Origin of the sequence: Oculatella sp. FACHB-28 (assembly GCF_014696015.1) — a bacterium.
Lineage (GTDB): Bacteria > Cyanobacteriota > Cyanobacteriia > Elainellales > Elainellaceae > JAAUTN01.
This window is the reverse complement of the sequence record NZ_JACJPJ010000106.1, coordinates 42,391-54,334: the sequence shown is the minus strand read 5'-3', so window position 1 is coordinate 54,334 and position 11,944 is coordinate 42,391. Positions and strand designations below refer to the sequence as shown.

Here is an 11,944-nt window from a genome sequence, read left to right as displayed (position 1 = left end):
GATATAAGTCAACAATAGAAGGTTGTGTTAGATTCCGCTTTGCTTCACCCAACCTACTTCAGCGCTTCTAACAGTCGTTGGTTTTCGGGTAGTGTGCGGACAGCCACACGGAAGTAGCGATCGCCCAATTCGGGGAAACTCATACAGTCTCGAATCAGGATGCGGCTTTGCTTTAACAGTTGTTGCTGAAGCTGCATGACGGAATGGTCGGATTGCACCAGTAAATAGTTTGCTGCACCTGCAAGCGGAGACAAACCAGGCAGGTCTGAAAGCCCTTGAAAGAGCTGCGATCGCGCTTCTGCCAACCAGTCCCAGGTTTGCTGCTGAAAGGTAGTATCTTGCAAAACGGCAACTGCGGCGGCCGCCGCTAGGGTGTTAACCGACCAGGGATCGCGCCACTGTTGCCAGCGCTGGAGGCGATCGGGGTGAGCGATCGCATAACCAATTCGCAGTCCTGGCAAGCTGTAAAACTTGGTGAGCGATCGCAAAATGACCAGATTAGGATAATCTGACACCCATTCGATCAGGCTTTGCTGCTGGTCAGGTGGCAGAAAATCCATGAATGCTTCGTCCACAACCACTAGCGCAAACTGTTCTAAATAAGGCAAAATCTCTTTGCTTGAAAATAGCCAACCTGTTGGATTGTGTGGATTGTTTAACAGCAGACCTATTTGGGCTGGCTGAGAGGGCAAATTTGACAAAATTTGAGGTAAAACTTGAGGCTGAAATGACGAAACGACCTTTGCAGAAGCTTCTACGGAAACTTCTACAAAGGTCGTTGCTGATGAGGTATCCAGGTTTAGTGGACAGCGAACAATTTTCGTATTAAAGGCTTTAAGCGATCGGAGGTAATCTCCAAACGCTGGAGTGAGGAGGTAGGTTGCATCCAGTTCTGCTAGCTCGCGGCTTGCCCAGGTGAGCAACTCCGCAGAGCCATTTCCCGGCAAAATCCAATCAGGCGACAGGCGATGAAACTGACTCAACGCCTGTCGCAACTCTTGATAATTGGGGTCGGGATAGTTTCGCAGATCGCCTAAATGATTATGTATGGCGGCGATCGCTGAGTGAGGAGGTCCCAGCGGATTAATACTTGCAGAAAAATCGAGAATCATAGAGGGGGAACAACCTGCCAGCGATGCTGCCCAAGTTAAATTTCCCCCATGTCGAGGTCGCACTGAAGATACCTGCACGGATATTTTTGCACGGACATGGTTGCGAGAAGCCCTCGCAGGAACGGTTCTATTTTGGGGGAGCGACCTTCTCTTTAAACAGCTTGCCAGCAGAAAAAGCAGGCACTTTCGTCGCTGGAATTTCCATCGCCTCGCCTGTTTTGGGATTGCGACCCTCACGGGCTTTGCGTTCACGTGGTTCAAATGAACCAAAACCAACCAGCGTTACCTTTTCACCCTTAGAAACCGCTTCCATGATGGAATCGATGGCAGCAGTCAAAACGGCATCGGCTTGTTTTTTGGTTACATTGGCTTTTTCAGCCACGGAATCAACTAATTCGCCCTTGTTCATGGGAATCTCCTTGGAGCTATGAGCTGAGTAGATAAGGTATTCCAGAACTCAAATTGAGATCTAGAGTAGAAAATCGAGTGGAAAGTTGAGGCAAAACCGCTGAAACTCCCGCAGACTCGAATTTTCAATGCTTTATTCTAAGGTCAAGTTGAGCGATATGGAACGGTAAAACCTTTAATTTATATAGATTTGAGCACTTTTTAAGCAATTTCATCCAAAAAATTAGAAACTTAAGGGTAATTAATGAGCTTAAATGAGTCAATTTACTCATTGCAGAGGTGATTAGTTATTCATTTCGGATTAGCAATTCTCCATAGATGACAAATAGTAAACCTGCACAATAAGCACCCTCAACTCGTAAATTTCACACCCTAGACGGTAGTTTAATTTGACGATCTGCACTAACAGTTAAAGGGTTACTTGATATTTAACCCAATGACAGATTTCGGCAAACTGCTCAGCCCAAAAATTGATGGCATTGTAGAGGACTGGATCAAAGCGGTCTATCAGGATGAGCAGATTGAAACAACCCGTGAGCTAACTCATAAGGCAGTGCGAGATAGTCTTCCTAGAGTGCTAGAAGCAATGGCAACGATGCTATCTCAGTCTGAGGTGAGTGATGTACAAACACTGGTTGACGCGAGTCTAGAACACGGGGTAGTGAGGGCAGAGCAAGGATTTGAGCCGTCAGAAATTGCGCGAGAATATCGGCTTTTGCGATCGATTCTATTCTCAGCGCTAGAAACAGATTTGTTGCAAGGTTCACCTAGAGAGATGCTGCGGGCTGTGCGGCTGATTGATATGGTGATTGATGAGGCGATCGCCCGCTGCTTTGATAGCTACACGCAAGGACGACTGCAAGAATTAGAGCAGTTGCAAAATGAGCTTCGGTTAACCAATCAGGAACTGACGCGACTGGTTCGAGCTAGCAAAACGAACTTGTCTCATCTTGCCCACGAGCTAAAAACTCCTCTGACTTCAATCATCGGCTACTCTGATTTGTTTCTGCGTCAACATCGCCAGAACCCTGGATTGCGAGATGCGGTTCCTAATCTAGAAAGTATTGAGCGTGTCCTTACGGGAGGACGGCAGCTTTTGCGTCTGATTAATGATGCGTTAGAAATTTCGCGCTACGAAGCTGGACAAATGCAGCTTCAGGTGACTGAGATTGAAGTTCGGCCTTTAATTCGGTCGGTGGTGGAAATGGTTGAAACCCTGGCTAACGCCAAAAACTTACAGCTACAAGTGGACTGCGATCGCGCTCCCACCCAAGTAGTAACCGATCCACTAAGGCTTCAGCAAATTACCACTAATTTATTGAGTAACGCCATTCGCTACACCGACGCGAAGGGATCGGTGCAGTTAACTTGTGAGATGGTTTCAGACCAGATGTGGGCGATCGCCATTACAGACAGCGGCATTGGGATTAGCCCCGAAGACCAAAAGCGAATTTTCGAGCCCTATTTTCAGGGCAGCTTGGGCGATCGGGAAAAGGTTCCAGATAGTACTGGGTTAGGACTGGCGATCGTTTCCCGATTGGTCAAACTGTTGTCCGGTCAACTTGAAGTTGTCTCTCAGCCAGATGTTGGCTCTACCTTTACCGTTAAATTTCCTTTAGAGTTGCCTCTTAAGAATTGAGGCGATCGCCTATATAAAAAGGGCGATCGCCTCAAAAACGGGATGGACGAAGGGCAATTATCTTTGCCCGTTACAGGAGTTTAGTGAGATTAGATGGGTAAAGCAAAGGGGTGCTTACCCTACTGCTAGCGCACCTTTCTCTTAGATTTGGGTGCTTTGGGGTGAACCACTACCCATTGGCAATACAACACTCTTCGCAAAGGTAATCTTGTCCTCCAGGCTGAGCGGCTTCAGTTGCTCTAGGAAGCCTTGCGCCTGTTCGGGTAGATTGTAGTCAGAAGGCACTTGAATAACAGAACCTTCATCCATGCTTTGTGCCAGCGCATACCAGAAAAACAGCTTGGTGCTGGAATCTAGAGCACCATATTGGTGGCTGTATTCAGTATCTTTGCGAGAAGCAATGTCTCGCTGAATTTGAAGCTGTTCTTCCTTAGGAGCTTGCTTAATCTGATTGACCCAGCTTCCGGCAATCGGAGAACCGGTCGAGTTGTCGTTTGGCTCTGGCGAAATCTGGTTGCCAATATCCTTGTAAAGATACCAGAGAAGGGCAAGCTGCTCGTCTATATTAAACTGCTGGAATGCTTGCACAGCTTCCTTTTGGTTGTTCTTGATGTTGGTAAATGTCATAAAAGGGTTACTCAAATTCGTCATAGGTGTCTTCACCTGAACAACAACGTAACGAGATTTTAAGGATGGTTAACTCTCCTATGGGCATAGATGGTGAAGTGACCAAAGTTTGAGATTAGTTTAGCTTTGTAGCAGTTTTGTAAGCCTTGACGCAAAGAAGATGGAATTTAAATCTGCTGCTATATAGTGATGTACACTACCGAACTTAAGAGCAAAACGAGTTTCGGCTCAGTTTCACTTCTCATTTAATTCTCATTCTTAAGAAAGACGCTTTGACTATAGTCTTGGCATTGAATAGGGAAACTATTTTGCTGGCATTGCTCTAACTAGATAGCCGTTTGCCCTGTAACTGCCAGTAATCAGCGATCGCCCCTGGACTAAAGTCAGATTCCAAATTCTTCAGCCTTGCCGCTATAATCCTGAGAATACAAGCTGAGAAGCGTTCACATAAATTAATAAACTTTGTTACATTTCTTTTATACAAAAGGACGATTAACAAGCGATGAACTCATCACATCAGACTCGGCTCATCAATTTTCTGCGTGAAGACCTGGCAGTTCCTGCTGATGCAATCGCTGTAGGCTTGCGTCACCACGACCAGGGCGTGAGTTTCTTGCCGATGGTGTTGTGGCAGTACGGGCTGATCACCCTGGAACAGCTGGATAAGATCTTTGACTGGATGGAGACGGCTTAATTCTTGAGCGGCGCACTCTAAGGAAATCGTCAATCAACTCACCTCACATATTGCTTCTGAGGGCAACCCTTTGGTCACAGTCCTGTAAGAATGCGTTGGAACTCGTCCTAGAAGTATCCTTCGTAGCAATCGCAGCAAAGCTTACATACGCAGAATTGAAGAGTGGAACTTGCGAAGGTGGGTTTCGTTCGGGTAGTGGTTTTTATCGCCACTCACCTAATCGTGCGTGCGGTGCATTCTGACAAAATGTATCTTCCGGCTTAGAACCTGGATAGCCGGAAATCCGCCCATACGCGTCTAGCCTGCTGCCTAGGCATTCATCTTAGAATGATTGAGTTATGTGAAGTTAGGTGTGATGCAAGTGTTAGAAAACTTGCGATCGCCTTCTTTCCATCCAAGCTCTTTAAGAAAAGAGCATAAAAAGGAGCAACTAGATTTATATGCCCATTAAAAAAGACCAATCTCAGCCTCCTCGTTCTCGCCAAATTGGCAACATTCTCCTGCTGCTGTCAGGGGTATTTTTGCTGGTCAACATCTTTTTCCCTAGCTTGTTTGGCCCGCGCGTTCCCCAAGTACCCTACAGCCTATTCATTCATCAGGTGCAGGATCAGGAAGTTGCTCGCGCTTCGGTGGGGCAAAATGAGATTCGCTATCAGCTGAAAACAGATGCTGATCAGCCCGGACAGGTGTTGTCTACCACACCCATTTTTGACCTAGAGTTGCCTAAGCTGTTAGAGGCAAAAGGCGTTGAATTTGCCGCTACGCCACCCCCTCGAAACAGTTGGTTTACCAACATTTTAGGTTGGGTAATTCCGCCGCTGATTTTTGTAGGAATCTGGCAATTCTTTCTCAACCGAGGCGGCGGTGGCCCGCAGGGTGCACTCTCGATTGGTAAGAGTAAAGCAAAAGTATATGTAGAAGGTGAGTCTGACAAGATCACGTTTGCGGATGTGGCAGGCGTTGAGGAAGCAAAAACCGAACTGGTTGAAATCGTTGACTTCCTTAAAACACCCAAGCGCTACACCCAAATCGGAGCCCGCATTCCCAAAGGCGTGCTACTCGTTGGACCTCCTGGTACAGGTAAGACGCTGTTAGCCAAAGCGGTTGCTGGAGAGGCAGGCGTTCCTTTCTTCAGTATCTCTGGTTCTGAGTTCGTGGAACTGTTTGTTGGGGTAGGTTCTTCACGGGTGCGTGACCTGTTTGAGCAGGCGAAAAAGCAAGCTCCTTGCATCGTGTTTATTGATGAGTTGGATGCGATTGGTAAGTCTCGTAACTCAGGTGGTTTTTATGGCGGCAATGATGAGCGAGAGCAAACGCTCAACCAGTTGTTGACCGAGATGGATGGCTTTGCGGCAGGCGATGCAACGGTGATCGTGCTAGCAGCTACCAACCGCCCCGAAACGCTTGACCCAGCGCTGCTCCGTCCCGGACGGTTTGACCGCCAAGTATTAGTTGATCGCCCCGACCTATCAGGACGGCAAGAAATTCTCAACATCCATTCTCAAAAAGTGAAATTGGGACCGGATATTGATTTGAAAGCGATCGCCACTCGTACTCCCGGTTTTGCTGGAGCCGACCTAGCCAACCTGGTAAACGAAGCGGCTCTATTAGCAGCCCGTCGCGGCAGTGAAACCGTTGCTCAAGAAGACTTTGCTGAAGCGATCGAGCGAGTTGTTGCGGGTCTAGAGAAGAAGAGCCGCGTGCTCAACGAAAAAGAGAAGAAGATCGTGGCTTATCACGAAGTGGGTCACGCCCTCGTCGGCGCACTCATGCCCGGAAGCGGTCGGGTTGAAAAGATCTCGATTGTGCCACGCGGCATGGCTGCTCTGGGTTATACCCTGCAACTGCCGACCGAAGACCGCTTCTTAATGGATGAGGCAGAGTTGCGTGGACAAATTGCCACCATGCTGGGCGGACGCTCGGCGGAAGAAACTATCTTTGGCAGCATCACCACAGGTGCATCGAATGACCTGCAACGCGCTACCGACCTGGCAGAGCGAATGGTGATGACCTACGGCATGAGTAAGGTGTTAGGGCCACTTGCCTATGAGCGTCAGCAGGGAATGTTTTTGGATAACGGTGCGCCGAATCCTCGTCGCGCAATGAGTGAGCAAACCGCCGAAGCGATTGACCGTGAGGTGAAGGAAATTGTAGAAAACGCTCACCAGCACGCACTCGATGTCCTAAACCAGAATCGGGAACTGTTGGAGGCGATCACCGCCAAGCTGCTCGACACGGAAGTGATTGAGGGTACGGAGCTACATGAATTGCTAGCTCAGGTTAAATCGCCGACTCCAATTCAAGAAGCGATTCACGTGTAGGGCTAAAGTACACAAAACATAAGGTAGAAGGGGGCACACGTGCCCCCTTTTTTTATTGATGTATGAGAGGGTGTGTTGCAAAAACAGGTCAATGGTAAGGTGAGAAAGCCTAAACCCCTGCCCTTACCTTTTCTATCAACGTGTAAGCCATGATCGACCGTGAGCAAATATGGCAAAAACTCGTTGATGCTGGACTTGCCCGTGTTGCTGTTGATATCGCCCGACTTGCTCGTCCCTGCATCAGGTTTCGTACTACGCCGAGTAACGATGATGAAATCCCTGTTGGCGCATCGAAGTTTGGTGGGCTTCCCGACGTGCCGAAAGACTTTTTGTGGCCCGAATGGGACAATCAACCGCTCTCATTTCTGGGACAAATCAACCTTGCTGCGATCGCAAAGAATTCCATTGTGTCCCCGCTTCCCTCAAGCGGTCTGCTATCTTTCTTTTACGATTGTGAGCAAAGGACGTGGGGTTTTAACTTGAAGGATAAAGGCAGTTGGCGCGTTTATCTCTTCCCGAATCAATTGCTACATCGAGCTTCTTACCCAGCATCGATTCCTGATTATGCTCGATACAAGCCGTGCAAGATCTCTACTGACAACGGACTAACATTCCCTGGATGGGAAACGTTATACATTAAACCTTTAAATCTCACTGATGAGGAGCACGAATTATATTGGGCTTTTGGCTCCACTGAGGGCGTGCAGGACTACGGGCATCAACTTCTCGGTCATCCACAGGAAGTTCAAGGCGAAATGCAACTCGAATGCCAGTTGGCTTCTAATGGAGTTGATCTGGGTAATCCAGAGTGGCATCAAAACCCCTGCGTTCCTGAACTAGAATCTAAAGCATCGCAATGGACACTGCTATTTCAATTTGATAGTGATGATGATCCTGGTTGGATGTGGGGATCTGTAGGGTGTTTGTACTTCTGGATTACAGAATCGGATTTAGCGTCCCAGTGGTTCGAGAACGTTTGGATGGTTCTTCAGTGTACCTGAGATTTAAGTAGATGAGCGATGCGTTAGCGGTAGCGTAACGCATCCTACGGAGCCTGTATAAGATAAGGCTTTTTTATTGCTCTATGAGATAAGGCAAAAACAAAGCTCGTTCTTCTGGCTGAAGCCTTCTGGGTCGCATGGTTTGGCGATCGACAAATAATCCTTTTTGCTGTCCTTCAGCCGCTAATGTTTGGTGTTGATTAAAGAAATGAATCTGCATCACCGCAGAAGCATTTCGCAGTTCAGAAAGCCACAGCTCAACGTGGACGCGATCGCCTAATAGCAATGGTGACTTATAGGTAATATTTGTCTGCACCAACACTGGTGCAAATCCTTGCTGAAAGATGGTGTGAAGGGGCATTCCGATCGCTTCTAGCAGCTTTGTTCGCCCAATTTCCATCCACTGGGTATAAACCGTGTTGTTCACATGACCTAAAAAATCAATGTGAAAGGAATACACGTCTAGCTCAAAGGTAATTTTCTGCATTGAACGAAGCGCTGTATTGGGTAGTACTGAATGAATTTGGGCAGACTGAAGTTCGTAAACCTAGCCAGGGGAATCTATCTATGGCAACAAACCAGATTAGCGCAACGTTGACTCAAGCCGACCGGGATGCCGCATTAGCAGCGATTACCACTTTAAAGGAGAAGCTGCCGTTTTTGGTTGATTTGACAGCGGAGGAGCGTAAAGCTCTCCCCAAGATGGGCGATAAGAGCCGAGCGTTTGTCAGCAAGGCATTGGAGGTCGCAACCCAGAATCCAGACTTTTTGCCCAGGTCATTTAACCTGGAGGAAATGCGAAAAGATGTGCAACTGTTTGAGGCGATGTATGCGATTGTGATGGCAGTAACACAGCTCCAGGAATTGCTGGATGATACGTATACAACGGTGGGCAGTGAAGCCTATTCAGCCGCATTGCAGGTGTATAACTACGCCAAAGCCAGTGGACAGGGGGCAGGGCTAGAGACAGTAGTGGATGAAATGGGACAACGCTTTGCCCGCAAAGCAAAGAAGACCAAGCCGCAATCTACAAGCGTGTGATCAAAAGTTTGAGTGTCGCGTAGGCGCGGGTTTACGGATATCTTTGTAAAGTTGGCGATCGCCCCTCTAAACCTGCCCCTACAGTCTGAAAGTTATCCAATTCAACTCTGACCAGGAACGTTCCTATTTGCGGTAGGAACGTTTTTGTTTTAAGAGCCATTCATCTCGTTTGAAGTGAGACGATTCTCGTTTGAAACAAGAACATTCTCATTTGAAACAGCAATCATCCTGTTTCAAATGAGAATGGTCTAGCTTAAAGTTGGAATGTTCCTGTTTGAAGTGAGAATGTCTCTGTTTGAAGTGAGGATGATTGCGGTTAAAACAGAACTGATGCGGTTTGAAGGGGGAGCGATCGCAATCCGTCTTGGTTGAGAGTGCTGTAAAACCAACTTCAACAGCACCGTAGGTTGGGTGAAGCAGAGCGCAACCCAACGCTTGATTAGGGCTTGTTGAGTTACGCGTTCGCTTCACCCAACATACTAACCCGCAAAGGTAAGTGCTGGAGTCTTTCGCACAAATACCAAAGATTAGCGGAAAAAGTCACTTTGCCAGAGTAGAAAAGAGATAGCAACCCGCCCATTTGCATATTTTTTGCCAAAAATCCAAGTTTTTGCAGAAGCAGCTTGATGCTAGAGGTCAACAAAATCCTGCCTCACCCCAGACCTTAATCCCTCTATGCCTGCCCCATGAAGGATTTCTTTGTTAGCTATAACCGTCACGATCGCGCCTGGGCAGAATGGATTGCCTGGACGTTAGAAGAAGCAGGATACACGACGGTGATTCAGGCATGGGATTTTCGTGCAGGCGGAAACTTTGTGCTGGATATGCAAAAGGCAGCATCAGAAGCGCAACGCACGATCGCCGTCCTATCAGAAACCTATCTAAAGTCTGCATTTACGGCACCGGAATGGGCAGCGGCGTTTGCCCAAGACCCGACCGGGAAGAATCGAACACTGATTCCAGTGCGGGTGAAGGAATGTCAGTTGTCGGGGTTGTTAGCTCCCATTGTTTATATCGATCTAGTAGGTGTCGCAGAGGCAGAGGCGCAGGAGGTGTTGCTGCGATCGCTCCTTCAAGACCGCGCCAAGCCTAACCAAAAGCCGCATTTTCCGGGGAGTGCAACAGCGCAGAACGATCGTCCGAAACCCGTGTTTCCGCCTAACATTCCGTCCAATTTGCCGATCGCAAGCACCATCTTTGTTGGTCGAGACGACGAGCTAGAGCGGCTACACACCCAAATGCAATCGCAAGCAACCGTCGCTATTTCAGCAGTCTCCGGCATGGGTGGAATTGGCAAGACCGAACTTGCCGCCCAATATGCTCTGCAACAGCGAGACATTGGCACCTATCCGGGTGGAATTTGCTGGCTGAGGGCACGGGAAGACCTGAGTACCCAGATTGTCCTGTTTGCGCAATCGCAGCTAGGGCTAACGATTTTAGAAGATCTGGAATTAGCGGAACAGGTGTCTCTGTGCTGGCGCAACTGGCAGCCCGGAGAGACGCTAGTTGTGTTTGATGATGTGCAGCAGTATCAGGATATTGCCTCCGTGTTGCCGCCTCAGCGATCGCAGTTTCGAGTTTTGCTGACGACGCGGTTAACGCTGGGAACGCCTGTGCAAAACTTTGAGATCAAGGTGCTGTCAGAGGAGAAGGCGATCGAATTGTTGCGGGCATTTGCTACCCAGGGCAGAGCGGGCAACGATCCTCGTTTCCCTGAAGCGATCGCAGACCTGGAGAAGCAGCTTTGTCAGTGGTTAGGCTATTTGCCGCTGGGACTGGAGCTAGTCGGGCGCTATCTGGCGCGAAAACCCGATACATCCCTGGAAACCTTGTGGCGACGCTTGCAGGATAAACGCCTAGAGGCGAAAGCCCTGAAAGATGCTGCCCCAGAAATGACCGCACCCCTAGGTGTAGCCGCTGCCTTTGAGTTGAGTTGGGAGGTTTTAGACGAGTCAGCCCGACAATTAGCCGCATTTCTCAGTCTGTTTGCCTTGGCAGAAATTCCCTGGACATTGGTGGAAGCGTGTTGCCTAGAGGAATATACAGAGGATGTGGAAGATTGGCGGGATGCGTCGCTGCTCAACCTGCATCTACTGGAGCGAACCGGAGAGGGCACCTACCAACTGCACCAACTGCTGCGCGAGTTTTTTGCGGCAAAGCGAGAGCAAGGGGCAGAGGCAGACGAAATGAAGCAAACCCTCTGTCAAGTTATGTCGGCAGCCGCAGAGCGAATGCCAATAGCCCCAACCCTGGCCCAAATTGAGCAATTTACACCCGTCATTCCCCATCTCAAAGAAGTAACCACGACCCTACAGCCCTGGCTCGCCGATGCCGACATATTCAAGCCCTCGACCCGCATCGCTCAATTTTATGAAGGACAGGTAGACTACCGTGAAGCACTGTTCTGGTACCAGCACTGCCGAGAAATATCCGAAAATCGGTTAGGAGCCAACCATCCCGATGTCGCCACCAGTCTCAACAATCTGGCAGGACTCTACTATTCGCAAGGACGCTATGGGGAGGCAGAATCGCTGCGTTTAAGATGCCTAGCAATTGAGAAACAAACCTTGGGAGAAAATCATCCTCAATTTGCTGATAGCCTTAACAATCTGGCAGAACTCTACCGCTCGCAAGGACGCTACCCAGAGGCAGAATCACTCTTGCTGAGGGCACTGAAAATTTCTGAAGCCCAGTTGGGAGCAAACCATCCTGATATCGCAACCAAGCTCAACAACCTGGCAAACCTCTACTATTCGCAAGGACGCTATGGGAAGGCAGAATCGCTGCGTTTAAGATGCCTAGCAATTGAGAAACAAACCTTGGGAGAAAATCATCCTCAATTTGCTGATAGCCTCAACAATCTGGCAGGCCTCTACGAATCGCAAGGACGCTACGCCGAGGCAGAACCGCTCTATCTGAGGGCACTGCCAATTTTGTTCAATGCTTTAGGAACCGACCATCCCAACAGTCAACAGGTCTGGCAAAACTTCCTGACCTTCCTGTTGCAGGTCATTCAGGCAGAGCAAACCGCCCAACTCTCTGACCATCCGCTGACACAAGACCTACTGCGGCAGATGCAGATGGGGAAGGCTAAAGCCTGA

At 48.7% G+C, this 11,944-nt stretch carries 10 protein-coding genes; 6 read left to right on the top strand and 4 right to left on the bottom strand.

Annotated elements, in window-relative coordinates; genetic code table 11:
• Nucleotides 1–53: 53 nt before the first annotated feature.
• Nucleotides 54–1,175, bottom strand: a complete 1,122-nt coding sequence (gene cobD, locus H6F88_RS30970) for a threonine-phosphate decarboxylase CobD (RefSeq protein WP_190646670.1) — start codon at nt 1,173–1,175, stop codon at nt 54–56.
• A gap of 64 nt (nt 1,176–1,239) precedes the next feature.
• Nucleotides 1,240–1,521, bottom strand: a complete 282-nt coding sequence (locus H6F88_RS30965; RefSeq protein WP_190646669.1) for an HU family DNA-binding protein — start codon at nt 1,519–1,521, stop codon at nt 1,240–1,242.
• Between the two features lie 435 nt (nt 1,522–1,956).
• On the opposite strand from H6F88_RS30965, the gene H6F88_RS30960 reads away from it, so the two are divergent.
• Nucleotides 1,957–3,159 carry a HAMP domain-containing sensor histidine kinase gene (locus H6F88_RS30960; RefSeq protein WP_190646668.1) on the top strand — a complete coding sequence of 401 codons (1,203 nt, stop codon included), beginning with the start codon at nt 1,957–1,959 and terminating at the stop codon, nt 3,157–3,159.
• 141 nt (nt 3,160–3,300) lie between these two features.
• Here H6F88_RS30960 and H6F88_RS30955 read toward each other — a convergent pair whose 3' ends face one another.
• Complete coding sequence (locus H6F88_RS30955) at nt 3,301–3,786, bottom strand: orange carotenoid protein N-terminal domain-containing protein (protein WP_190646667.1); 486 nt, start codon at nt 3,784–3,786, stop codon at nt 3,301–3,303.
• Between the two features lie 502 nt (nt 3,787–4,288).
• Here H6F88_RS30955 and H6F88_RS30950 point away from each other — a divergent pair.
• The 3 genes from H6F88_RS30950 to H6F88_RS30940 all read left to right on the top strand — a co-directional run bounded on the left by H6F88_RS30950 (nt 4,289) and on the right by H6F88_RS30940 (nt 7,802).
• Nucleotides 4,289–4,480: a DUF2949 domain-containing protein gene (locus H6F88_RS30950; RefSeq protein ID WP_190646666.1), complete on the top strand. Its 192-nt coding sequence runs from the start codon at nt 4,289–4,291 to the stop codon at nt 4,478–4,480.
• A gap of 440 nt (nt 4,481–4,920) precedes the next feature.
• On the top strand, nt 4,921–6,801 hold the full coding sequence (ftsH4, locus tag H6F88_RS30945; protein ID WP_190646665.1) for an ATP-dependent zinc metalloprotease FtsH4: 1,881 nt from the start codon (nt 4,921–4,923) through the stop codon (nt 6,799–6,801).
• Nucleotides 6,802–6,950: 149 nt separating this feature from the next.
• Nucleotides 6,951–7,802, top strand: a complete 852-nt coding sequence (locus H6F88_RS30940) for a YwqG family protein (protein WP_190646664.1) — start codon at nt 6,951–6,953, stop codon at nt 7,800–7,802.
• A gap of 73 nt (nt 7,803–7,875) precedes the next feature.
• On the opposite strand, the gene H6F88_RS30935 is transcribed toward H6F88_RS30940, so the two are convergent.
• Nucleotides 7,876–8,289, bottom strand: coding sequence for a thioesterase family protein (locus H6F88_RS30935; protein ID WP_190646663.1), 414 nt, complete (start codon nt 8,287–8,289; stop codon nt 7,876–7,878).
• 80 nt (nt 8,290–8,369) lie between these two features.
• Here H6F88_RS30935 and H6F88_RS30930 point away from each other — a divergent pair, with 80 nt between their 5' ends.
• Together H6F88_RS30930 and H6F88_RS30925 are read left to right on the top strand one after the other, a co-directional pair.
• Nucleotides 8,370–8,843 carry a hypothetical protein gene (locus H6F88_RS30930; RefSeq protein WP_190646662.1) on the top strand — a complete coding sequence of 158 codons (474 nt, stop codon included), beginning with the start codon at nt 8,370–8,372 and terminating at the stop codon, nt 8,841–8,843.
• Nucleotides 8,844–9,529: 686 nt separating this feature from the next.
• Nucleotides 9,530–11,944, top strand: a complete 2,415-nt coding sequence (locus tag H6F88_RS30925; RefSeq protein ID WP_190646661.1) for a toll/interleukin-1 receptor domain-containing protein — start codon at nt 9,530–9,532, stop codon at nt 11,942–11,944.